General features: G+C 68.8%; 23 protein-coding genes. 14 read left to right on the top strand and 9 right to left on the bottom strand.

Annotated features, from left to right (window positions below; genetic code table 11):
- Both VGO10_RS15900 and VGO10_RS15895 read right to left on the bottom strand, forming a co-directional pair.
- Window positions 1-922: IS481 family transposase (locus VGO10_RS15900; RefSeq protein ID WP_327470090.1), on the bottom strand; the 922-nt coding region annotated here is incomplete at its 3' end.
- Between the two features lie 102 nt (window positions 923-1,024).
- Window positions 1,025-1,435, bottom strand: coding sequence for a hypothetical protein (locus tag VGO10_RS15895; RefSeq protein WP_327470088.1), 411 nt, complete (start codon window positions 1,433-1,435; stop codon window positions 1,025-1,027).
- A 106-nt stretch (window positions 1,436-1,541) separates the two neighbouring features.
- On the opposite strand from VGO10_RS15895, the gene VGO10_RS15890 reads away from it, so the two are divergent.
- The 14 genes from VGO10_RS15890 (at window position 1,542) to VGO10_RS15825 (ending at window position 16,467) form a co-directional block, all read left to right on the top strand.
- On the top strand, window positions 1,542-1,904 hold the full coding sequence (locus VGO10_RS15890; RefSeq protein WP_327470086.1) for an NADH-quinone oxidoreductase subunit A: 363 nt from the start codon (window positions 1,542-1,544) through the stop codon (window positions 1,902-1,904).
- A gap of 87 nt (window positions 1,905-1,991) precedes the next feature.
- On the top strand, window positions 1,992-2,621 hold the full coding sequence (locus VGO10_RS15885; protein WP_349258953.1) for an NADH-quinone oxidoreductase subunit B family protein: 630 nt from the start codon (window positions 1,992-1,994) through the stop codon (window positions 2,619-2,621).
- Window positions 2,614-3,144: an NADH-quinone oxidoreductase subunit C gene (locus VGO10_RS15880; RefSeq protein ID WP_327470082.1), complete on the top strand. Its 531-nt coding sequence runs from the start codon at window positions 2,614-2,616 to the stop codon at window positions 3,142-3,144. Before VGO10_RS15885 ends, VGO10_RS15880 begins: the two co-directional genes overlap by 8 nt.
- On the top strand, window positions 3,141-4,391 hold the full coding sequence (gene nuoD, locus VGO10_RS15875; protein WP_327470080.1) for an NADH dehydrogenase (quinone) subunit D: 1,251 nt from the start codon (window positions 3,141-3,143) through the stop codon (window positions 4,389-4,391). The genes VGO10_RS15880 and nuoD overlap by 4 nt, the downstream gene beginning before the upstream one ends.
- Window positions 4,392-5,039 carry an NAD(P)H-dependent oxidoreductase subunit E gene (locus VGO10_RS15870; RefSeq protein ID WP_327470078.1) on the top strand — a complete coding sequence of 216 codons (648 nt, stop codon included), beginning with the start codon at window positions 4,392-4,394 and terminating at the stop codon, window positions 5,037-5,039.
- Window positions 5,036-6,361 carry an NADH-quinone oxidoreductase subunit NuoF gene (gene nuoF / locus VGO10_RS15865; RefSeq protein ID WP_327470076.1) on the top strand — a complete coding sequence of 442 codons (1,326 nt, stop codon included), beginning with the start codon at window positions 5,036-5,038 and terminating at the stop codon, window positions 6,359-6,361. The genes VGO10_RS15870 and nuoF overlap by 4 nt, the downstream gene beginning before the upstream one ends.
- Before the next feature lie 4 nt (window positions 6,362-6,365).
- Entirely contained in the window at window positions 6,366-8,816 is a 2,451-nt protein-coding gene (gene nuoG, locus VGO10_RS15860; RefSeq protein WP_327470074.1) for an NADH-quinone oxidoreductase subunit NuoG, read from the top strand.
- A gap of 19 nt (window positions 8,817-8,835) precedes the next feature.
- On the top strand, window positions 8,836-9,858 hold the full coding sequence (gene nuoH, locus VGO10_RS15855) for an NADH-quinone oxidoreductase subunit NuoH (protein WP_327470072.1): 1,023 nt from the start codon (window positions 8,836-8,838) through the stop codon (window positions 9,856-9,858).
- Window positions 9,859-10,395: an NADH-quinone oxidoreductase subunit NuoI gene (gene nuoI, locus VGO10_RS15850; RefSeq protein WP_327470070.1), complete on the top strand. Its 537-nt coding sequence runs from the start codon at window positions 9,859-9,861 to the stop codon at window positions 10,393-10,395.
- 29 nt (window positions 10,396-10,424) lie between these two features.
- Complete coding sequence (locus tag VGO10_RS15845; RefSeq protein WP_327470068.1) at window positions 10,425-11,096, top strand: NADH-quinone oxidoreductase subunit J; 672 nt, start codon at window positions 10,425-10,427, stop codon at window positions 11,094-11,096.
- Complete coding sequence (gene nuoK / locus VGO10_RS15840; protein ID WP_327470066.1) at window positions 11,096-11,395, top strand: NADH-quinone oxidoreductase subunit NuoK; 300 nt, start codon at window positions 11,096-11,098, stop codon at window positions 11,393-11,395. Before VGO10_RS15845 ends, nuoK begins: the two co-directional genes overlap by 1 nt.
- Window positions 11,396-13,408, top strand: coding sequence for an NADH-quinone oxidoreductase subunit L (gene nuoL, locus VGO10_RS15835; RefSeq protein WP_327470064.1), 2,013 nt, complete (start codon window positions 11,396-11,398; stop codon window positions 13,406-13,408).
- Complete coding sequence (locus tag VGO10_RS15830) at window positions 13,405-14,931, top strand: NADH-quinone oxidoreductase subunit M (RefSeq protein WP_327470062.1); 1,527 nt, start codon at window positions 13,405-13,407, stop codon at window positions 14,929-14,931. Before nuoL ends, VGO10_RS15830 begins: the two co-directional genes overlap by 4 nt.
- Before the next feature lie 3 nt (window positions 14,932-14,934).
- Window positions 14,935-16,467: an NADH-quinone oxidoreductase subunit N gene (locus VGO10_RS15825; RefSeq protein ID WP_327470060.1), complete on the top strand. Its 1,533-nt coding sequence runs from the start codon at window positions 14,935-14,937 to the stop codon at window positions 16,465-16,467.
- A 247-nt stretch (window positions 16,468-16,714) separates the two neighbouring features.
- On the opposite strand, the gene VGO10_RS15820 is transcribed toward VGO10_RS15825, so the two are convergent.
- The 7 genes from VGO10_RS15820 to VGO10_RS15790 form a co-directional block, all read right to left on the bottom strand.
- Window positions 16,715-17,107: a hypothetical protein gene (locus tag VGO10_RS15820; protein WP_327470058.1), complete on the bottom strand. Its 393-nt coding sequence runs from the start codon at window positions 17,105-17,107 to the stop codon at window positions 16,715-16,717.
- The gene (locus VGO10_RS15815; RefSeq protein ID WP_327470056.1) at window positions 17,104-17,832 is read right to left on the bottom strand and encodes a hypothetical protein; all 729 of its coding nucleotides are present in this window, start codon (window positions 17,830-17,832) and stop codon (window positions 17,104-17,106) included. The genes VGO10_RS15820 and VGO10_RS15815 overlap by 4 nt, the downstream gene beginning before the upstream one ends.
- Window positions 17,829-18,560: a hypothetical protein gene (locus VGO10_RS15810; protein ID WP_327470054.1), complete on the bottom strand. Its 732-nt coding sequence runs from the start codon at window positions 18,558-18,560 to the stop codon at window positions 17,829-17,831. Before VGO10_RS15810 ends, VGO10_RS15815 begins: the two co-directional genes overlap by 4 nt.
- 70 nt (window positions 18,561-18,630) lie before the next feature.
- Entirely contained in the window at window positions 18,631-19,566 is a 936-nt protein-coding gene (locus VGO10_RS15805; protein ID WP_327470052.1) for a phosphate ABC transporter ATP-binding protein, read from the bottom strand.
- 67 nt (window positions 19,567-19,633) lie between these two features.
- Window positions 19,634-20,608, bottom strand: a complete 975-nt coding sequence (locus VGO10_RS15800; protein WP_327470050.1) for a PstA family ABC transporter permease — start codon at window positions 20,606-20,608, stop codon at window positions 19,634-19,636.
- Window positions 20,608-21,594 (bottom strand): phosphate ABC transporter permease subunit PstC, encoded by a 987-nt coding sequence (gene pstC / locus VGO10_RS15795; protein WP_327470048.1) that lies wholly within the window; start codon window positions 21,592-21,594, stop codon window positions 20,608-20,610. The genes VGO10_RS15800 and pstC overlap by 1 nt, the downstream gene beginning before the upstream one ends.
- A 6-nt stretch (window positions 21,595-21,600) precedes the next feature.
- A complete protein-coding gene (locus VGO10_RS15790; protein ID WP_327470046.1) occupies window positions 21,601-22,422 on the bottom strand; it encodes a substrate-binding domain-containing protein in 822 nt (273 codons plus the stop codon).
- Window positions 22,423-22,489 lie beyond the last annotated feature (67 nt).

Here is a 22,489-nt window from a genome sequence, read left to right as displayed (position 1 = left end):
CGAGGGCTGAGTGTCGGCGGTGATGGTTGTAGTGCCAGAGCCATCCGTCAAGGGCCGCGGTGCGTTCGTCGCTTGAGCGGTAGATCGCGCCGTAGGCCCAGCCGCCGAGCATGGTCCTGATGAACCTTTCTGCTTTGCCGTTGGTCTGGGGTCGGTAGGGCCGGGTGCGGAGGTGGCGGATGCCCAGCACGCGGCAGGCGATCGCGTGGACGGTGGAGCGATAGGCAGGCCCGTTGTCGGTCAGCAAGCGCTGTACGGTGATGCCGTGGCGCTGGTAGAAGGCGACCGCGCGGCGCAGGAACGCGACGACGGTGACGGCCTTCTCGTCGGTGAGGACTTCGGCGTAGGCCAGGCGTGTGCAGTCGTCGATGGCGATGTGGACGTAGTCCCAGCCGACGATGTTGTGGCGCTTGCCAGCTCGGTCGGTGTGCATGCCGGTGTAGTGCTGGCGCTTGGTCTGGCGGACGCGTTTGCCGGCGCCGCCCTGGATGCGTCCGAGCTTTTTGATGTCGATGTGGATCAGCTCGCCAGGACGCTGCCATTCGTAGCGCTGGACGGGCTGAAGGCCGAGCCGGCCGAGCTTGCCCATCCCGATTCGCGAGAGGATCTGGCTGACGGTCGACAGCGCCATGTTCAAGGTCTCGGCGATTTCGGGGCCGGTGAAGCGCAGCCTGCGTAACGCGGCGATCGCCTCGACCCTTTCGGCCGGTGTCTGGTTGGGCGAGTTGCTGGGCGCTGAGGAGCGATCCAGCAGTCCGAGCTCGCCGTCGGCCAGAAACCGGCGGCACCATTTCCGGCAGGTCTTGGCCGAGACGGCGAACCTCTCGGCAGCCTCGGCGATCGATGAGTCGTCCTCGATGACCATCGCAACCATGCGGCGACGGGCATTCAGACTGAGAGCGGCGTTAGCGTGAAGCTGCATCCGGTGTGCTCCTTGGGACTGGGGTGCTTGGCAGCTCTCAGCCTCCAAGAAGCCCCGGATGCAACTACCTCACCCCCGAAACAACGTCCTCAGGAACTACAGCTAGACCGTCCCCAGCGCCCGCAGCGCCAGGAACGTGATAACCAGCGCCGCGGCGGCCATGACGCCCAGCTCCCGGCGGACGATCTGCAGCACGATCGAGCGCTGCTCGTCGGCCGGAAGCCGCCCGACCGCCTGGGCGTCCTCCAGGTCCCGCGCATCGAGGACCGTCTGTGCCGAGGTCAACCGCAGTTGCTCGGCCACGAAGCCCACGGCGACCGGCAGCAAGGCGTACAACCAGTAGAGATCGTCGGCCGGTTGCAGGCCGGCCACCGCGAACACGCCAGCCCCGATCGCCTGCGCCACTGCCGCCACCTGACCGGCACGAATCAGCAGCCATGCGAAGGCATGGGGCTCGACGCGCCACCACAACCAGGCAGCCACGATCCCGGCGATCCCGTTCGAGATCGCCACAAGAAGAGCGAGGACGTGTGCAACATCGGTCACAAGGGTTGTTCGCAAGTGCGGAGCGCCACTTTGTGGCAGCAAGTTACAAGTTGGTGATACAACGGGAGGCCGAGTGCTCCGGACGTACCTTCCAGCCATCGTCTTCCTCGGACTCGGAGGCCTCGTCGGCGCGTTGTTCGTGACCGCCGGCAGCTTCCTCGGTCCGAAGCCAAAGACCCCCACGACCTATCAAGCGGACCCTTACGAGAGCGGCATGCCCTCCGAGGTCCACCAGGGCTTCCGCTTCGGGATCAGCTTCTACCTGATCGCGATGTTGTTCATCTTGTTCGACATCGAGGTGGTCTTCCTCTACCCGATCGCCGTCCAGCTGCGGTCGTTCGGCACGTTCGCGCTGATCGAAACGGTGGTCTTCATCGGATTGCTCGTGGTCGCGTTCGTCTACGTCTGGCGACGCGGCGCCCTCGAGTGGCGCTAGGACGGTAGGAACCTCATGGAGATCATCAAGCGGGAGAAGGCAGGCGAGGCGGATGACTTCCGCATCCGCCAGCTGCAGGCGCGCGACATGCTGCGCGGCGACATCGAGGGCGACGACCTCGAGCGCTACGTGCAGGAGCGCGTCATCACGACGACGCTGGACCGTGCCGCCAACTGGGCCCGCGGCAACTCGCTCTTCCCCGCCACCTTCGGCCTCGCCTGCTGCGCCATCGAGATGATGTCGGTGGTCGGCGCGCGCCTGGACATCGCCCGTTTCGGCTTTGAGGCCTTCCGCGCCTCGCCGCGCCAGGCCGACCTGCTGATCCTCTCGGGCCGCGTCTCGATCAAGATGGCGCCGATCGTCCGGCGCATCTACGACCAGATGCTCGACCCGAAGTACGCCATCGCCATGGGCGCGTGCAGCAGCTCGATGGGCGTCTTCAACAACTACGCCATCGTCCCGGCCGACAAGTTCCTGCCGGTCGACGTCCACGTGCCCGGCTGCCCGCCGCGGCCGGAGGCGCTGATGCACGGCATCCTCAAGCTCCGCTCGATGGTCCACAGCGACCCGGCCATGGGCTGGCGCGAGCGCTACGGGGCCGAGCGCACGGTCGAGGTCCTGCCCGACGAGGGCGACGAGCTGCTCCAGCGCGAGGCCGCCGTCGCGGCCGCCAACGCCGTCAACGTCCCGCTGGCCGGAGATACCGACGGTGCCTGACGCGCCCGGCACAGAGCTGCTGGCCCAGGAGCTGCGCGAGGCGCACGCCGACGCCGTCCTGGGCACCGAGTTCTTCCGCGACAAGGGCGCCATCAACATCTCTCCCGAGGCGATCGGCGAGGTCCTCGAGTACCTCCGGACCAAGGGCTATAAGCACCTCATGAGCGTCCACGGGGTCGACTACTTCCCCGAAGAACCCCGGCTCGGCGTCCAGTACGAGCTGCTGGACCGCGACGCGCTGGATCGCCTCACCGTCAAGCTCCGCGTCCCGCTCGATGCGGCGACGGTGCCGTCGGTCACCGCCAAGTGGCCGACCGCCGACCACCAAGAGCGCGAGGTCTACGACATGTTCGGCGTCGTCTTCGAGGGCCACCCGGACCTGCGTCGCATCCTCATGCCCGAGGACTACGAGGGCTTCCCGCAACGCCGCGACTTCCCGCTCGGCGGCGAGCCCGTGCTGTTCACGCACGACGAGGCCCAGGGCAAGGACTACACCATGGGAACGGGCGGCAACCCCGCATGACCGACGTCACCGACTACCGCGCCGCCGAGGATCGCGTCGACGTCTTCCAGCGCACCCAGACGCTGGCGAGTCCGGCGCCCGACCAGGAGCTGTTGACCCTCAACATGGGTCCGCACCACCCCGCCACGCACGGGGTGCTGCGCCTGCTCGTCACGCTCGAGGCCGAGATCGTCCGTGACCTCAAGCCAATCATCGGCTACGTCCACACCGGCATCGAGAAGACGGCCGAGGACAAGTCCTATTGGAAGGCCATTCCCGTCGTCGAGCGGATGGACTACCTGGCCTACTACTTCAACGCCATGGCCTTCTGCGGGGCGACCGAGACGCTGCTCGACGTCGAGGTCCCCAAGCGCGCCCAGTACCTGCGCGTCATCCACATGGAGCTCAACCGCATCATGAGCCACCTCGTGTGGCTGGGCACCTCCATGCTGGACCTCGGCGCCGTGTCGGTCTGGTGGTACTGCTTCCGCGAGCGCGAGCAGATCCTCGACCTCTTCGAGCAGTCCTCCGGCCAGCGCATGCACACGCGCTACTTCCAGGTCGGCGGCGTGATGGAGGACGTCCCCGCCGGCTGGGACGCGAAGCTGCGCCAGTTCCTGAAGAAGATGCCGTGGGCGGTCGACCAGTACCTCGACCTGCTCAACCGCAACGAGATCGCGCTGCGCCGCCTGCGCAACACCTGCCCGCTGGATGAGCAGACGCTGCTGGACCTCGGCGTCACCGGCCCGCTGCTGCGCGCCTCGGGCAACCCGTGGGACTTGCGCAAGGCCATGCCCTACTCCTCGTATGAGGACTTCGAGTTCAAGATCCCGGTCGGCACCCGCGGCGACAACTACGACCGCTTCGCCGTCCGCATGCAGGAGATGAAGGAGTCGGTGAAGATCATCGAGCAGGCGCTCGACGGTCTGCCCGAGGGGCCGTACATCACCGAGGACCGCAAGGTCGCGCTGCCGCCGCGCCATGAGCTGGCGACGTCGATGGAGGCGTTGATCCACCACTTCAAGCTCGTCACCGAGGGCTTCCGCGTCCCGCCGGGCGAGGTCTACTACCCCATCGAGGGCCCGCGCGGCGAGTACGGCATGTTCATCCGCTCCGACGGCTCCAGCAAGCCGGCGCGCGTGCACATGCGCGACCCCTCGTTCGTGAACCTCCAGGCCACGCTGCCGATGGTCAAGGACGCCTACATCGCCGACCTCATTACCACGCTGGCGATGATGGACCCCGTCTTGGGTGGAGTCGACCGCTAGATGTCGATGCCCGACGTCAAGCGCTTCTCGCACGGCTCCCGCGTCCCCGGCTGGGACGAGTCCGTCGACCTCTCCAAGGATCCGCAGGAGGTCCCGGACCCGGCGACCACGCCGGTGCCCGAGGGGCTGCGCGCCACTATCGAGGCGCACATCGCCAAGTATCCGGACCGCCGCAGCGCCGCGATCCCGGCGCTCGCCGCCGCCCAAGAGCTGCACGGCTGGTGCTCGCCCGAGGCGTTCATCCAGGTCGCCTGCGTGATGCGCCTGACGCCGGCCTACCTGATCGCCGTCGCCTCGTTCTACGACATGTTGGACACGCGGCCCGTGGGCCGTAAGCGCGTCTACGTGTGCACCAACATCTCGTGCTCGCTGCGCGGCGGCCGCAAGCTGCTGAAGGATCTCAGCGAGGCGATTGGTGACGATCCCGACGTTCAGGTGCGCGGCTTCGAGTGCCTCGGCGCCTGCGACATCGCCCCGATGGCCTCGATCAACGGCGTCTTCGTCGGGCCGATCGAGGACGACGAGATCGCCGAGCTGGCCCAGCAGGTGCGCGACGGCGCCGACCCGCTGCCGGCCAAGCAGCTGCTCAAGCGCCCGTCGGCCGACCCGCACGCCAACACACGCGCGCCCCAGGAGGGCACCGAGTGAGCACCCAGCAGCCCCTGATCTTCCACGAGATCGACGAGCCCGGCCTCAACACGATCGACGTGTACCAGCGGCGCGGCGGCTACGGCGAGCGCCTGCGCAAGGCGCTGACGATGCCGCCCGAGGCACTGGTCGAAGAGCTCAAGGCCTCGGGCCTGCGCGGCCGCGGCGGCGCAGGCTTCTCGATGGGCATGAAGGCCTCCTTCATGCCCAAGGGGACCATGGACAAGTACTTGGTCTGCAACGCGGACGAGTCCGAGCCCGGGACCTTCAAGGACCGCGAGCTCATGCAGAAGATCCCGCACCTGCTGATCGAGGGCATGATCATCGCGGCCTACGCTGCCGGCGCCAACCGGGCCTTCATCTTCATCCGCGGCGAGTACGTCCAGCAGGCCGACATCCTCGACGCCGCGCTGGTCGAGGCCTACGACGCCGGCTTGCTCGGCGAGAACATCCTCGGCACCAGCTTCGGCCTCTCGCTGGCCGTCCACCGCGGCGCCGGCGCCTACATCTGCGGCGAGGAGACGGGCCTGCTCGACTCGCTGGAGGGCAAGCGCGGCAACCCGCGCCTCAAGCCGCCGTTCCCGGCCAACCAAGGCCTCTACCAAGGCCCGACGCTCATCAACAACGTCGAGACGCTGGCCACCGTGCCGCTGATCGTCGAGATGGGCGGCGCGGAGTACGCCAAGATCGGCGCGGAGGGCTCGACGGGCACCAAGCTGATCTCGATCTCGGGCAACGTCCAGCGCCCGGGCAACTACGAGATCGAGCTGGGGATGTCGTCCAGGGACATCATCTACGGCCTCGCCGGTGGCCCGGACGAGGGCCGCGAGATCAAGCTCTGGTTCCCCGGCGGCTCGTCGTCGCCGGTCCTGACCAAGGACGACCTCGACCTCCCTTACGACTTCAACTCCATGGCCAAGGCGGGGTCGATGCTCGGCTCCGGCGCGATCATCATCGTCGACGACAGCAACTCGGTCGTCGACGTCTGCCTCTGGCTCGCCGAGTTCTACCGCCACGAGTCCTGCGGCAAGTGCACGCCGTGTCGCGAGGGCACCAACTGGACGGTGAAGATGCTCGAGCGCATCCAGTCCGGCCTCGCCACGCCGATGGACCTCGACATCATGGCCTCGGTCCAGGAGCAGATCATCGGCAACTGCCTCTGCGTGCTCGGCGACGCGATGGCGATGCCGGTCGGCTCGATGGTCGCGAAGTTCCGCGACGAGTTCGAGGCCCACATCGAGGCCGCGCGCGCGGCCAATGCCGACACCGTGGGCGACGAGCCAGCACCCGAGCTGGCTCTCCTCCAGGGAGCGGTCCTCTAGTCCTATGCCTCGCCCCGAGCAGCGCATGGTCACCTTCTCGATCGACGGTCGAGAGGTCACTGCACCCGAGAACATCATGTTGGTCGACGGCGCCAAGTACGGCGACGTCGAGATCCCCGTCTTCTGTTACGAGCCCAAGCTCGGCCAGCCGGTCGGCGCCTGCCGCATGTGCCTGGTGGAGATCGAGGGCATCCCGAAGCTCCAGACCGGCTGCTCCACGCCGGTCAAGGACGGCATGGTCGTCCACACCCAGACCGACAGGGTGAAGACCGCGCAGCAGGCGGTCGTCGAGTTCCTGCTGATCAACCACCCGCTCGACTGCCCGGTCTGCGACAAGGGCGGCGAGTGCCCGCTGCAGGACATCTCCTTCGGCTGGGGCGGCGGCCGCTCGCGCTTCATCGAGCCCAAGCGCCACTTCGAGAAGCCGCTGGAGCTGTCGCCGCTGGTCGCCATCGACCGCGAGCGCTGCATCCTCTGCTACCGCTGCGTGCGCTTCTCCCAGGAGGTCAGCGAGGACTACCAGCTGGTCTTCCAGGAGCGCGGCGCGCACACCTTCGTCGGCACCTTCGACGGCCACCCCTATGTGGCGCCGTTCAGCGGCAACATCATTGAGCTCTGCCCCGTGGGCGCGCTGACCTCGCAGCCCTACCGCTTCCGCGCACGGCCGTGGGACATCGAGGGCTCGGGCGGCATCTGCACGCTCTGTCCGGGCCAATGCAACGTCACCTTCACGGTCCGCGACGAGCGCGTCCTGCGCGTGCTCGCCCGCGACAACGCCGAGGTCGACGACGGCTGGCTCTGCGACCGCGGCCGCTTCGGCTACCAGGCGATCCACGTCGACGAGCGGATCACGCAGCCGCTGGTCCGCGATGGCGGCGAGCTGCGCCCCGTCTCCTGGGAGCGCGCGCTGGACGACGCCGCGGCCGGCCTGCGCCGCGCTGCCGGGAAGGTCGGCGTGCTCGCCGGCGGCGGCACCAGCAACGAGGAGGGCTTCCTCCTGCAGAAGATCGTCCGCGACGGCCTGGGCACCAACGACCTCGACTCGCGCACCTTCGACGCCGGCGATCGCGACGCGACGCTGGCGCTGCACGACCCGGCGCTGCAGGCGACCGTTGCCGACCTCGAGTTCGCCCACACCGTGCTGGTGCTGGGGGTCGAGCCGGTGGACGACATGCCGATCCTCGATCTGCGGATCCGCAAGGGCGTCCGCCGCCATCGGGTGAGCCTCGCCGTCGCGACGGCACGCCCGTCCTCCCTGGACGCCAATGCCAAGCAAGTCGTGCGCTTCGCGCCGGGTGACGAGGCACGGGCCGCGGCGCTGATCGCGGGGGCGCTCGGCGGCAGCTCCGACGTTCCTGAGGAACTCGCCTCGCTGGTCGCGCAGTTGCGCGACGGCGGCGAGGACGTCGTCATCCTCTACGGCGAGCGTGTGCTCGCCGATCCAGCGGGCGCCGCTGCGCTCGTCGCCATCGCCGACGCATTGAACCTCCGCGGCCGCGACGGCGCGGGCCTGCTCGGCGTGCCGTCGACCGCCAACGCGCGCGGCCTGCGCGAGGCCGGCGTCCTGCCCTTCGCCGGTCCGGGCCTGGCGCCCGTCGACCGCCCCGGGCGCAGCACATCCGAGATCGCCACGGCCGCCGCCGCGGGCGAGCTCGCCGCGCTCTGGCTGGTCGGCACCGACCCGCTGGAGACCCACCCGGAGCGCGCGACCTGGGACGCGGGCCTGGAGCGCGCCTCGACGATCATCGCGCACGCGGGCTACCTGACCGCCGGCGTGCTGGAACATGCCACCGTCGTCTTCCCCACCGAGTCGCACGCCGAGCACGAGGGCACCGTGGTGCACCCCGACGGCCGCGTGCAGCGCCTGCGCCAGGCGATCGCCAGGCCGGGCGAGGTCCGCGCGGGCTGGTGGATCCTCTCCGAGCTGGCCAAGCGCCTCGGCGTCGACGTCCGCGTCCTCACCGGCCCGATGGCCTCGACGCAGCTCTTCGCGGCGGTGCCGTTCTACGCCGGGCTGACGCTGGATGAGATCGGCGGCAAGGGCCTGCGCTGGCCGGCCGACGCGAGCGCCGCCGCGGCGTGGCCCGCAACGGAGACGGCACCCACCGCCCCCGCGGTGCCCGCCCCGGCCGCTGACGCCGACGACGGCCGCCTGCGCCTCGGCAGCTACCGCTCGATCTGGGCCGGCCCCGAGGTCGCAGCCTCCCCCGCCCTGCACTTCCTTCGCGCGCGCACGCGGGTCGAGTTGTCGCCGCACGACGCACAGCGCCTCGGCCTCTTCGACGGTGACAAGGTCACCATCGGCGACGGCGGCGGCACCGCGATCGAGGCCACGGCCAGCGTCCGCGCCGCGATCCCGGCAGGCAGCGCCTTCCTCGAGGGCAACGGCGTCGAGGGTCCCCTCGTCGACATCCGCAAGCGGCCGGCCACCGAGCCGGTCGCCCTGAACCAGTAGCCCTGAGACCGAGACCCCGTTGATCCTCGCCGACGTCTATTACTACGAGCCCTGGTGGATGCAGATCGCCAAGGCGATCGTCATCTTCGCCGTGGGCCTGCAGATCGTCCCGATTGCCCTGATGGCCGACCGCAAGGTCATGGGCCGGATGCAGAACCGCTACGGCCCCAACCGCGTCGGCCCGTTCGGCGCGCTGACGCCGATCGCCGACATCGGCAAGCTGCTCTTCAAGCAGCAGTTCCGACCGAAGACGTCGATCGGCTGGCTGTTTGCGATCGCGCCGCTGATCTCGATCATCACCGCGGTCGCCGCGCTGGCGATCGTGCCCTTCGGCGACGTCCAGGACATCTTCGGGACCAAGACGGGGCTCTACGGCGTGGACGCCTCGATCGGGCCGCTCTACCTCTTCGCCTTCGGCTCGATCGCCTTCTACGGGATCATGCTTGGCGGCTGGTCGTCGGGCTCCAAGTACTCGTTCTTGGGCGCGATGCGCGCCGCCGCGCAGCTGATCTCCTACGAGGTCTCCCAGGGCTTGGCGCTCGTCGGCGTGGTCATGACCGCGCAGTCGCTGTCGCTCGTGGACATCGTCAAGGCCCAGGCGGGCATGTGGTACATCGTGCCGCAGTTCGTCGGGTTCATCGTCTTCTTGGTGGCCTCGTTCGCGGAGACCAACCGCCCGCCCTTCGACCTGGTCGAGGCCGACGGCGAGCTGGTCGGCGGCTACAACACCGAGTACGGCGGCGGGCGCTTCGCCACGTACTACTTCGCCGAGTACCTCAACATGATCGTGGCCTCGTTCATCATGGTCACGGTCTTCCTCGGCGGTTGGTGGCTGCCCTTCGGGATCCACCCGCCCGGCTGGGTCGACCCGTTCGTCGTGATCGGCAAGACCTTGGTCTTGATCTTCGTCTTCGTCTGGGCCCGCGCTTCGTTCCCGCGCCTGCGCTACGACCAGTTGATGTCCTTGGGGTGGAAGGTGCTGTTGCCGCTGGCCACCCTCAACGCCCTTGTGACCGCGATCATCGTGGTGGTGACCGACTAAATGGCTCCCTGGCCTCCCTCAGCGGACGAACTGCACGTCGTCGACGGCCCCGACCCCGGCGGCCCCGGCGGCTTCTACCGCGCCTTCGGCGAGACGCTGCGCGGGCTGAAGACGACGCTGCGCCAGTCGGTGGCGCCGATCGAGACCGTCGCCTATCCCGAAGAGAAGATCCCGGTCTACCCGCGCTTCCGCGGCCGCCATCGCCTCCACAAATTCGAGGACACCGGTCTGGAAAAGTGCGTCGGCTGCTCGCTGTGTGCTGCCGCGTGCCCGTCGGACTGCATCCGCGTCGTCGCCGCCGAGAACACGCCGGAGAATCGCGTGTCGGCCGGTGAGCGCTACGCCGCGGTCTATGAGATCAACCTCAGCCGCTGCATCTTCTGCGGTTACTGCGAGGTCGCGTGCCCGTTCGACGCGATCACGATGGGCAACGACTTCGAGATGAGCGACTACAACCGCCACGACCTCATCTTCACCAAGGAGATGTTGTTGGCCGAGCCCTTCGAGCGGACGCCGTTGCGCGGCGAGGGCGAGTAGCCTCGGCCGCCGGCCGGTCCACGGTTCTCATGGCTGCTGTCTTCTTCTTCATCGCAGGGATCGGGGCGATCGCGGGCGCGATCGGCGTCGCCACCGTGCGCAACCCCTTCTACGCCGTGCTGGCGCTGGTCTTCCACCTGCTCTCGCTGGCCGCGCTCTTCCTGCTGCTGCGCGCCGAGTTCATCGCTGCGGCGCAGGTCGTCGTCTACGCGGGCGCCGTCATGGTGCTCTACGTGTTCGTGGTGGCCTACGTCGGCAGCCAGGACGAGCCGGTCCGTCCCGTGGGCGGCCCGGGCCTGAAGATCGCCAGCATCGTCTTCACGACGCTGCTGGCCGTTGAACTCCTCATCGCGGTGCTCGGCTCCGGCCTGAAGGGCATCGACGGCAAGGGCGCCGCCTATGAGCCCGGCTTCGGCTCGCCGGCCGCGATCGGCGAGCTGCTGCTCACGCGCTTCCTCTTCCCGTTCGAGGCCGCGTCGTTCCTGCTGCTGATGGCCGCCGTCGGTGCGGTCGTGCTGGCCCGCCGCCGCGGCGGGTTGGAGGGTGGCGAGGACGAGGTCCTGCGCGCGATCCCGACACGGCTGCCCAAGGGCGCCGGCTCGATCGCCGAGGGCGTCGGCCACATCAACCCGACCGCCGACCTCGAGCGCCCGGCCATCGGCGCGACGACCGGCGATGCCGACCAGGAGCGTGGTCGCTAGTGGCCATCGGCTGGTATCTCACCGTCAGCGCGCTGGTCTTCTGCATCGGCGCGGCCGGCGTGATGACGCGTCGCAGCCCGCTGGTCATCCTCCTTTGCCTGGAGCTGATGCTCAACGCCGCCAACCTCGACCTCATCGCGTTCAGCCGCATGTGGGGCAACGGCGACGGCCAGATCTTCGCGATCATCGTCATGGTCGTCGCGGCGTGCGAGGTCTGCATCGGCCTGGGCCTGGTGGTGGCGATGTTCCGCCGCCGCCTGCCGATCGACGTCGACGAGATGCGGGAGCTGCACGGCTAGATGAGTCCCACCACCGCCGCCTGGCTGGCGCTGGCGTGTCCCCTCGCGGGCACGATCGTCAACGGCCTCGGATACAAGCTTTGGAAGGGGAGGACCGCCGGCGTCATCGGCACCGCCGCGCTGGCCGCGGCGTTCGTCTTCGCGCTGATCACGCTCTTCTCGCTGCAGGGTCGTGGCGAGGAGCACCGCCAGCTCGTCTCCTCGCTGTATGACTACGCGGTCACCGGCACGATCGACGCGAAGATGTCGATCCTCGTCGACCCGCTGAGCATCCTGATGATGTTGGTGGTGACCGGCGTCTCGACGCTGATCCACGTCTACTCGCTGGCCTACATGAGCGGCGACCGGGGCTACACGCGCTTCTTCGCGTACCTCAACTTCTTCGTCTTCTCGATGCTGCTGCTCGTGTTGGCGGCGAACTTCTTCCTGTTGATCGTCGGCTGGGCGTTCGTCGGCGCGGCCTCCTACCTGCTGATCTCCTTCTGGTATCGCCGCACCACCGCCACGTCGGCCGGCATCAAGGCCTTCGTCATCAACGTGGTCGGCGACATCGGGCTGACGCTTGGCACGTTCTTCATCCTCAAGAACTCGCACACGCTGGACTTCCTCGGCACCTTCGCGCAGGCCAAGACGCTCGGCGCCGACCACCACGGCGACCTCACCGCCGGCCTGATCCTGCTGCTGGTCGGCGCGTTCGCGAAGTCCGCCCAGCTCCCGTTCCACACGTGGTTGCCGGACGCGATGGAGGGCCCGACGCCGGTCTCGGCCCTGATCCACGCCGCGACGATGGTCACCGCCGGCGTCTATTTGATCGCCCGCATGCACCCGCTGTTCGAGCAGTCGGTCGCCGCGGCCGACGTCGGGACGATCGTCGGCGCCGTCACGCTCTTCGTGGCCGCGACGATCGGCATGGTCGTCACCGACCTCAAGCGCGTCATCGCCTACTCGACCATGTCGCAGATCGGCTACATGATCATGGGCGTCAGTTCCGGCGCCTACGTGGCCGGTTTGTTCCACCTCATGACGCACGCCTTCTTCAAGGCCTTGCTCTTCATGTCGGCCGGCTCGCTGATCAGCGCGATGGGCGGTAACCAGAACCTCAACGACATGCGCGGCTTCCGCAAGGCGATGCCGTTCACGTTCGGCTGCTTTGTCATCGGCGGCCTGGCGCTGTCGGGCGTCCCGCCGTTCTCAGGGTTCTTCTCCAAGGACGAGATCCTGCTCTTCGAGGCCGAGGCGGGCGGCTGGCACTGGATCCTCTACGTCGTCGGCTACCTCACCGCGCTGATGACCGCCGTCTACACCTGGCGCATGATCTTCCGCGCCTTCTGGGGCGAGCCGGTCGAGCAGGCGCGTGAGCTCGAGCACGGCCATCTCTGGCACGCGCCGCAGCCGACCAACCCGGCCACCGGTGAGGTCGAGGACACCGACGTCGGCTTCCCCGGTCCCGAGCACCACATCGCCGAATGGGCGTTGCCCATGAAGATCGCGATGGGGACCCTCGCGGTGCTGGCGACCATCGGCGGGGTCGTGCTGATCCCGAAGACGACGACGTGGCTGGACACCTTCCTGGAGCCGACGTTCGCGGGCTCGACGGTGGTGGCCAACCCGAGCAACGGGCTGCTGTGGTTCGGGCTGGCGCTCGGTGCGGGGTTGGGGCTGCTGGGCATCTTCATCGCGTATCGCATCTGGGGTAAAGCGAATGGCGAGATCGCGGTCGCGATCCGCGAGCGTGTCCCGGCGTTGCACAAGCTCTTCGTCAACAAGTGGTACTTCGACGAGCTCATCGACTGGGTGGTCGTCCGCCCCTTCGCCTGGTTCGGCCGCTTCGGCCAGCAGACCTTCGAGCGCATCTTCGTCAACGGCGCGCTGATCGGCGGTCCGTCGACGCTCGTCCGTGCCGGCTCCGCCGCCGTGCGCGCCGTGCAGTCCGGCTTCCTGCGGGCCTACGCGGCGCTGCTGCTCGTCGGCGCCGGTGCCGTGATCCTGTACTTCCTCATTCAATCCTCGTGAGCATCCCTCTCTCCATCCCCCTCTGGCTGCCGGCCGCCGCGGCGTTCATCGCGCTGTTCGTTCCCGGCGTCGCCTCGCGCGCCTTGGTGATTCTCGGCGCGCTGGCCACGTTCGCGTGGTCGGTCTGGGCGATCGTCGACTTCGAGCGCGCGGCGCGCGGGCTGCAGGACGTCACCGACGAGGTCTGGATCAAGCAGCTCGGGATCCACTACAAGTTGGGCATCGACGGGTTGAACCTGTTCTTGATCGGCCTGGCGGCGTTCATCTTCTTGGTGTGCATCGTCTGGGCGGCCTTCCGAGAGTGGGAACACCCGAAGCAGTTCTTCCTGTTCTTCGCCGTCGCCGAGAGCGCGGTGCTCGGCGCGCTGATGGCCCAGGACCTCGCGCTGTTCGTGCTGTTCTTCGACCTGATGCTCTTGCCGTTCCTGTTCCTGACGGGAATCTGGGGGCCGGAGAGCACGCGGGTCGCGGCGATCACCAAGTTGTTCATCTACACCTTGGTCGGCTCGCTGCTGATGCTCGCCGCGGCGATCGCCACCGGCGTGCTCGTCTCTCAGCAGTCGGGCAACGACCTGTCTTTCGCCTTCAGTGATCTCGCCAAGGTGCCGCTGGCCAAGGGCTCGCAGGAGTGGATCTTCCTCTGCTTCGCCGCCGCGTTCTGGGTCAAGATGCCGGCCTTCCCGGTGCACGGCTGGATGCCCGACGGCTATCGCAACATGCCGCTGCCGGTACTCGCCGTCTTCTCGGCCGTGCTGTCGAAGGTCGCCGCCTACGGCTTCCTGCGCGTTGTGATCCCGATCTTCCCGGACGCGTCGGCGCACTTCCAGGACCTGATGCTGGTGCTGGCGCTGGGCTCGATCCTCTACGGCTCGGCGATGGCGTTCACGACGTCGGAGTCCCGGCTGGTGCTGGGGTACTCGTCGATCGCCCAGCTGGGCTTCATCACGCTGGGGATCTTCGCCTTGAACGGCGATGGTGCTCAGGGCGCGATCCTGCAGGCCGTCAACCACGGGTTGGTCGTCGCGCCCGCGTTCGTGATCGTCGCCTACCTGGCTGAGCGGACCGGCGGCAGCGAGGACATCCGCGACATGGGCGGCATCGCGTTCCGCGCGCCCGTGCTCGCCGCGCTGTTCTTGATCGTCGTGCTCGCGAACCTGGCGATGCCGGGCTCGTCGAACTTCGTCGGCGAGTTCCTCATCTTGCTCGGCGTGTTCCACTCCAAGCTGGTCATCGCCGCGATCGCCTTCACGGGTGTCGGGATGGCCGCGGTCTACTCGCTGCGGTTGTTCATCAAGACGATGCACAACCGCGTCGGGGCCGATGTCGACTCACGCGATGTCAGCCTCCGTGAAGGCCTCGTGCTCGTGCCGCTCGTCGCTGTGATCCTCTTCTTCGCCCTCTACCCGCAGTTGGCGCTCCACAAGGGAGAGAGGACGATCAACCGCTCGGTCAGCGCCGCCGGGGCGATCTCGGGCTCCGACAAAGCCCTCGCCACCCACCCCGAGATCACGGTGATTCGGTAGTCCATGCTTCTCGCAGCCATCTCTAAGCCAACGATCGACTGGGCCGGCGTCTCGCCGCTCCTCGCGCTGCTGGGCGGGTCGATCGTCGTGCTGCTCGCCGGCTTGCTGCGCGGGCGCTTCATCCGCGAGCAGCTCGTGCCGTTCCTGACGATCGTCGCGTTCGGCGCGACGATCGGCCTGGGGATCTGGCAGTGGGACGAGGCGAAGGACCTGTTCGTCGCCAAGGGGTCGCAGGGGGCGCTGCGCCTTGACGACCTGACGCTGATGATCACCTTCATCGTCTGCGCGACCGGGATCGGCGCGGTGCTGCTGTCGTGGCGCGCTTTGGCGCCGCGCGAGGCCGCGCACGGCGAGTACTTCGCGCTGATGCTGACCAGCGCCGCGGGCATGGTCATCCTGGCCGCCGCACAGAACCTCGTGTCGGTCTTCCTGGGGCTGGAGCTGCTGTCGGTCCCGCTCTATGTGCTGTGCGCGACCGAGATGCGGCGCGAGCGCTCGCTGGAGTCTGGGCTGAAGTACCTCATCATCGGCTCGGTCGGCTCGGCGACGTTCCTGTATGGGTTGGCGTTCATCTACGGTGGCACGGGCGGTACCGACTTCCGCGACGTCGCAGACGCCATCTCCGGCGGCGCCGCCCATGACTCGCTGCTGCTGACCGGCATCGCGCTGACGTTGGTCGGCCTGGCCTTCAAGGCCTCGATCGCCCCGTTCCACCAGTGGACGCCCGACGTCTATGAGGGCGCGCCGACGCCGGTGACCGCGTGGATGGCGGTGGCGACGAAGGCTGCTGCCTTCGGCGCCGCGCTGCGGATCTTCGATGTGGCGCTGATCGACGCGCACGCCGACTGGGCGCCGATGATCGCGGCGCTGGCCGCGATCACGATCATCGTCGGCAATGTCGGCGCGCTGTCGCAGTCGTCGCTGAAGCGGCTGCTGGCGTGGTCGTCGGTGGCGCAGGCGGGGTATCTGCTGGCGGGGTTGGTGGGTGCGTCGAAGTTGGGCGTGCAGGCCACGGTCTTCTACCTGTCGGTCTACCTGTTCATGAACCTGGCGGCGTTCGCGGTGATCGTGGCGCGTGAGCGTGAGGCGCCGTACGGCGACGACATCCGCTCGGTGGCGGGCATTGGTGTTTCGCGACCGCTGCTGGCGTGGCCGATGACGCTGGCGATGCTGTCGCTGGCGGGCATGCCGGCGACGGCAGGGTTCATCGGGAAGTTCACGCTGATCGACGCGGCGGCGGATGCGGGGTACACGTGGCTGGGGATTGTCATCGTGATTGGGTCGATGATCTCGTTGGCGTATTACTTGAAGGTCGTGGCGGCAATGTGGATGCGGCCGGCTTCGGCGGCATCCGAGATCACCACGGCCGACGGCTCACCACGGCTCGCCGGGGCGGACCCCGTGACGGAGCGAGCTGATTGGGAAGTGACGCTCGTCGCTGTCCTGGCTGGCGCTGCGATCGTCGTCTTCGGCGTGATCCCGTCGCCGTTGTTGAACCTGGCGGGCGACGCGGGGCGGGCGCTCGGGCTGCTGTAGCTGTTGGGCGCGTGGCGTGGCTGGCGCTCAGTGCGCCGCGTCGTCGTGCCGCGCCGCGTGGTTCGTTGGCAGCGAGGGAGTGAAGGCGTTCGAGCCGCGACCGCCTCGTGTCATCCGCCGCGAGGTCCGGGTCGACTGGTGGTCAACTATTCACCACGAAACGCCCCGGACCTCCCGCGCGGAGACTCCACGACCAACGCGCGCGCTGAGCGCCACTCACGCAAGCACCGGCCCCGCTGAGCGCTTCTCAGGCCGGCGGCACGGGCGCTGCAGGCGCTGCCGGCGCCGCAGGCGCCGGCACCGGCGCCTCGGCAGGCGCCACCGCACCCGCGACCAGCCCCTGCCCGCACTGCCAGCAGAACGCAGCCCCACGCGAATGCACCGCCCCACACGAGCGACACGCGCCCACGACCCCATCCTCCGACGCCGCCAGCAGCCGCTCGACCTCGCCCAGCTCCGCGTCGGCGACCTGGAGCTCAGCGGCGCGACGGGAGAGGACGTCCAGTCGATAATGATCGCGCGTTGCCATCTCGTAGGTCAACCCCCCGAGATCAAAGGTCAACGCCGCCACTCGGCGCGCCAGCTCATGCCGCCGCGCCCGCAGCTCGTCCAGCGACGTCGGCCCCGGTAGCGCGCTCATCCGATCTCCTCGAAGCCCGTGCCGCCGGCCGGCGCCTTGTTGTCCTTGGGCGGCAGCTTGCCGTTGCCGGTCGTGATCGGCTTGCCCTTCTTGACCGCGTTCTCGACGGCCTTCTTGTCAGAGAGGCTCTTGACCGACACCGCGCCCTTGTCCGGCGTCGCCTTGTCGATGGACTTCGACGAGGCCTTCGACTTCGACGAGGACTTCGAGGAGCCCGAGCCGCTGGTCGACCCGCCGCTGCCGCCGCCGTCCACCGCAGCAGCCGCCGGCGCAGCCGCCGTCCCCTCGACCTTGATGACTTGCGGCGCGGGCGTCGCGGCACTGGGCACCGATGACGTCCCTGTCGCCCAGTGCCCCAACAACAGCCCGATCAACAACGTCAACAACAGCAATGCCACCAGCGCGAGCAGGCCGGCGTTGGCCTGCAGCCGACCGTTGAACCGGCGCGGCGGTCCGGACGCGGCGGTCCACGAGGCCACCGGGTCGGCGCCGAACGGCGGAGCGGCGACGCCGAACGACCCGGCTGACGGCACCGACCGCGCCCGCACGTCGGCGTCCAACACGTCCAAGAACTCCAGCCGCGCCTCCGGCCGGCGCGCGCCGCAGTGCAGGCAGTAGCGCTGGTCACCCGCCAGCGGCGCGCCGCAGGCCGGGCAGGGCTCGCCGTCGCGCCCGAAGACGGGCGCGGATTGCGAGGACTCGATGATCACGGGATGCTCCTTCACGACGATGGTCCAGCGTTGGGCGCGACGGTCACGGCGATGCGCGCACCGCGCGGCTGACCGACGAAGAACAGGCGGAAGACGACCTTCTTGGACGAGCCGGCCGCAGGCAGCTTGGGCACGAGCGCACGTCCGGCCGCGACCACGCGCGACCCCTTCAGTGCGACGGCGAAGATCGGCACGTTGCGCAGGGCACGGCGCGACGGGTTGACGACCGTGCCGGTCAAGTAGCGCCCCGTGCTGTCGCCATCGAAGTGCACGCCGGTCACGCGGACCCGCGGGATGCGTGCCGCGGACGGCGCGGCGCCCACCCGCGCCCGGACCGACCGAGGCGCGCTCGCCACCGTCACTTGGTCGTTGACCCACCAGGCCGTGTGCCGGCCTCGCAGCGTCGCCAGCCGCTGGAGGGCGGGTTGCAGGCCGACCGCATCGTTCTTGTACAACGACGCACCGCGGCGGTCACGCACGTCGATGAGCACCGGCACGTCGCGTTGCGCCCGCGCGCCCGCGTTGCGCACCTCGACAGCCGCGGCAACCGCCCCGCCAACCCCGCGCACCACGACCGCCCGGGCCACGCGCACGTCGGCGTTGCGCCGGATCTTCAGCGTCCCGCTCGCCTGTACCGCCTGCTTGCCCTCCGCAGCGATCTGCGCGCTCTTGTCGGCCGTGCTCTCGCACGCCGACACGCCCGCCGCAACGAGCAGGGCGACAGCTGCGGCGACGGCCTTCACCGAGCGCCTCGCCAGATCGTCGCGCGCGCAGTGCGCACGGGCACTCGAACGCCTGGTCGAGCGGCCCGATTCACCCGAAGGCCCCCGCCACGTAGTCGCGCGTGCGCTCCGCACGCGGCGCCTCGAAGACCTGCTCGGTGGCCCCAAACTCGACCAGATCACCCAGGTACATGAACGCGACCTTGTCCCCCACGCGGTGCGCCTGGGCCAGGTTATGGGTGACGATCACGACCGCCAGATCGCGGCGCAGCTCACCGATCAGCTCCTCGATCACGGCCGTCGACCGCGGATCCAGCGCGCTGCACGGCTCGTCCATCAACAACACCTCGGGCCGCGTCGCGATCGCCCGCGCGATGCAGAGCCGCTGCTGCTGGCCGCCGCTGAGCCGCAGCGCGGGACGGTCGAGGTCGCCGCCGAGCTCGTCGTAGAGGCCCGCACGGCGCAGGGCATCAACCACCTGCGGCTCCAACTCCCGGACTCGGTCCCGCCCACCTCGCTTCTTGTTCTGCACCCGGATCGCATAGGCCACGTTGTCGAAGATCGACATCGGGAACGGGTTTGGCTGCTGGAAGACCATCGCCACGCGACGTCGCAGCGCGGTCACCTCGAACTGCTCGACGTCGACGCCGTCGAGCAGCACCCGGCCGTGGCGGGTCGCGCCCGCCGTCGTCTCGGTCAGGCGGTTCAAGGTCCGCAACAACGTCGTCTTGCCACAGCCCGACGGGCCGATCAGCGCCAGCGCCTCGCCGGCATGGATCGGCAAGGACACGTCCTTGACGGCGGGCTTGTCCCCGTACAAGACGCTCAGCCCCTCCACGCGCATGCGCTCCGGGGACCCGGGCCCACCCACCCCGCTTCTCCGCTCGTACGGGCGACCGCGCGGCGCGTCCTGCGTCTCGGGCACCGGGACCGGCGTGCGGTCCAGCCGCACGCGCCGCCGCGGCGGCGGCAGCGCGGGCACGGCATCGTCAAGGAACGGATCGACCACTCGGTTGTCGGTGCTCATTGAAGAGCCTTTCGAGTCGATGACTGCGTCAACGGAAAAAGAGCCCTCTGGGCGAGGCTTTCCGCGCTCATGCGCGGTTCTCCTTGCGGCGGCCGAGGAAGTCGACGGCCGCGTTCAGCGTCAGCACGATCAGCAGCAGCACAAAGGCCGCCGCGTAGGCCTTCTGCGGGGCGTTGCCCTCGCCGGCGGGCGAGGCGCCGTAGACGTAGCTGGTCAGCGTCGAGCCCGTGCCGCGCAGGTTGCCGAGGATCGGCACGTTGCCCTGGGGTTCGAGCTGCAGCGTCGCGCCGAGCAGCACGACGACGACGGCCGTGTCGCCGACGATCCGCCCCATCCCCAGGGCGGCGCCCGTCGCGATGTTCGCCCGGATCTGCGGGAGCAAGATGGTGCGGATGGTGCAGATGCGCGTCTTGCCCAGTGCCCATGACGCCTCGCGCGCGTGGGTTGGGATCGACATCAGCCCCTCGCGCGCGGCGCCGAAGACGAGCGGCAGCGCGATCAGCGACATCATCGCGCCCGCCGCGAGGAACGAGCGCCCGAAGACGCCGCCACCCGAGGCGGTGAAGGAGAGCGGCGCGAGGATCGGCAGCTGGAAGATCGCCAGGCCGAAGATCGCGATGACGATGTCGGGCGTGCCGGCGACGACCTCGATCCCGGACTCGACCGCGCGCGCCAGCGGCGCCGGCTTGCCGTACTCGACGAGCCAGACCGCCGACGCGACGGCCAGCGGCACGGCGATCGCGATCCCGATGATCGTCAGCACGATCGTCCCGAGGATCGGGTCGAGGATGCCGCCGGTCGTGTGCTGCTGCAGGCCCGGCGTGGGCCGAGTGAAGAGCAGCTCGGGGTTGAGGTACTGGATCCCGCGTACGCCCATGTAGATGACGATCGCCGCGGTGACGGCGCACAAAGCGAGTCCGCAGGCCCAGCAGGTCAAAAACGCCAGGCGGTGGCTCCACTTCCACGACCGCAGCGCGTCGCCACGCGGTGCCGGCCGCGGAGGATCGAGCAGCGGCGGAGCGGTCTCGAAGGTCGTGGCCATCAGATGCGCAGCCCCTGCCGGCGCATCGGCAGCTTCGCGATGTAGCCGCCGATCGACAGCACCAGGCTCGACAGCAGCAACAGCAAGGCGAACGCGTAGATGGAGGACTTGACCGCCGGCGCGTTGATCGCGTCGACGTTCTCGACCATCGACGCGGCGAGCGGCCGGATCGGCTCGAAGATGTAGGTGATGCCGTCGACCGGGTTCGGCGAGAAGCCGCGCGAGCCCGACACCATCGACAGCGCAACCGCTTCACCGAGTGCGCGGGCGCACGCGAGCACCGCGGCGGCGACGATCGCCGGCCGTGCGGCACGCACCGAGACGGTCCAGATCGCCTCCCAGCGGTTGGCGCCCAGCGCGCTGGCGCCCTCGGTCCACGCGGTGGGAATCGCCCGCAGCGCGTCGACCACGATCGCGATCATGATCGGCGTGATCATCACGGTCAGCACGACGATCGCCACGAGCACGCCGGTTCCATCGAGCTGGACGACGTTCTGCACCGAGTCCTTGCGCCCCGGGCTGATGAGGTGGTTGCCGACAAACGGCGCCAGCACCAGGATCCCGATCAGCCCGTAGATGACCGACGGCACGGCCGCGAGCAACCGCACCGCCGGCACCACGACGGCGCGCACGCGCGCCGGGGCGAACTCGACGATGAAGATCGCCGAGAACAGCGAGAACACAAGACCGATGACAACGGCGACGCCGGTCGTCAGCAGCGTCCCGTAGATCAGGGGCCACGCCCGCAGGTGGTATGCGGAAGCGGGCGGGTCCTGACCGGTCTTGATCATCTCGCCGAGCTGGTGATCGACGCTGCCGCCGGAGCCCAGCCAAGCAAACCAGCCGTTGGCCTGCAGCGACGGCCATGCGCGCACGGCGACGAAGCCCACCATCAACACGATGGTCAGCAGGACCAGGCAGGCCACGGCGCCGAGGCGCCACGCGGCCTGCCGGTCCGTCCACGGCTCTCGTCGCCGGGCGATCATGGGGTCCTAGCTGTCGAGCGGAATCGCGATCGACGCGATGATCTTGCGGGCGACCGGGCTCTTCTGAATCCAGTGGATGAAGGCCGACGCCGCACCGGTGGCCTTGCCGCGCGTCACCTCGTAGTAGTTGCGCACGCCCGGGTACTGGCCGGACTTCGCGTTCTGGAGGTTGCAGGCGACGCCGTTGAACGACACCGCGTGCACGTCCTTCTGCGACGCGTAGTACCCCGAGTTGAAGCCGATCGCGTTCTTGTCGGAGGCGACCGACTGCTCGACGAGACCGTCAGACGGCTTCAGCGACGCAAGGTCGGAGATCGTCTTGTTGCCGAGCAGCAACTGCTGGACGAGCGGCGGCAGCGACGAGGCGGCGGTGCGACCGATGAGGTCGATCGTGCCGGTGGCCGTCGCGCCCGGGACGTCCTCCCAATTGCGCACCTGGCCGGTCCAGATCGCCTGCGCCTGGGCGAGCGTCAGGTTCGGGAGCTTGTTGGAGGGGTTGGTGTCGAAGCAGAAGAAGTCCTTGGCGATCGGGTAGAAGACCAAGCCGGCGGGATCGCTGGCGCGCGGGTCACGCGCGGCGTTGCCGATCGTCACGCGGCCGGCGGCGGCATCTTGGATGCCGACCTCGCCGCCACCCTGGGCCAGCTTGAACTTCACCTTGCCCGGCTTGAGCTTGACGTACTTCTTGGCCAGCAGGGCGACAAGCGGCGCTGAGCCGGTCGCGCCGCTGATGGTGATCGTGCTGGCAGCCGAGGCGCCGGCGGGTGCGGCGACGGCGAGAACGCCGAGTGCGGCGAGGGCTGCGATGAGGCGTCGAGAGCGGTTCATCTCCGCGGAACTCCATTTCCCAGTTTGCATGGTCGGTTGATGGACAATAGTCTAACCACATAATTCT

Source organism: Baekduia sp. (genome assembly GCF_035996765.1).
Lineage (GTDB): Bacteria > Actinomycetota > Thermoleophilia > Solirubrobacterales > Solirubrobacteraceae > Baekduia.
Note: the sequence above shows the minus strand (reverse complement) of the source record. Positions and strands in the feature narration are given on the sequence as shown.

Coding starts and splice junctions, on each gene's coding strand:
- pstC (WP_327470048.1), bottom strand. CDS start 21,594: ATGATCGCCCGGCGACGAGAGCCGTGGACGGACCGGCAGGCCGCGTGG.
- VGO10_RS15825 (WP_327470060.1), top strand. CDS start 14,935: ATGCTTCTCGCAGCCATCTCTAAGCCAACGATCGACTGGGCCGGCGTC.
- VGO10_RS15820 (WP_327470058.1), bottom strand. CDS start 17,107: ATGAGCGCGCTACCGGGGCCGACGTCGCTGGACGAGCTGCGGGCGCGG.
- VGO10_RS15870 (WP_327470078.1), top strand. CDS start 4,392: ATGTCGATGCCCGACGTCAAGCGCTTCTCGCACGGCTCCCGCGTCCCC.
- VGO10_RS15805 (WP_327470052.1), bottom strand. CDS start 19,566: ATGAGCACCGACAACCGAGTGGTCGATCCGTTCCTTGACGATGCCGTG.
- VGO10_RS15800 (WP_327470050.1), bottom strand. CDS start 20,608: ATGGCCACGACCTTCGAGACCGCTCCGCCGCTGCTCGATCCTCCGCGG.
- nuoL (WP_327470064.1), top strand. CDS start 11,396: ATGAGTCCCACCACCGCCGCCTGGCTGGCGCTGGCGTGTCCCCTCGCG.
- nuoI (WP_327470070.1), top strand. CDS start 9,859: ATGGCTCCCTGGCCTCCCTCAGCGGACGAACTGCACGTCGTCGACGGC.
- VGO10_RS15885 (WP_349258953.1), top strand. CDS start 1,992: ATGCTGCGCGGCGACATCGAGGGCGACGACCTCGAGCGCTACGTGCAG.
- nuoG (WP_327470074.1), top strand. CDS start 6,366: ATGCCTCGCCCCGAGCAGCGCATGGTCACCTTCTCGATCGACGGTCGA.
- nuoD (WP_327470080.1), top strand. CDS start 3,141: ATGACCGACGTCACCGACTACCGCGCCGCCGAGGATCGCGTCGACGTC.
- VGO10_RS15845 (WP_327470068.1), top strand. CDS start 10,425: ATGGCTGCTGTCTTCTTCTTCATCGCAGGGATCGGGGCGATCGCGGGC.
- VGO10_RS15790 (WP_327470046.1), bottom strand. CDS start 22,422: ATGAACCGCTCTCGACGCCTCATCGCAGCCCTCGCCGCACTCGGCGTT.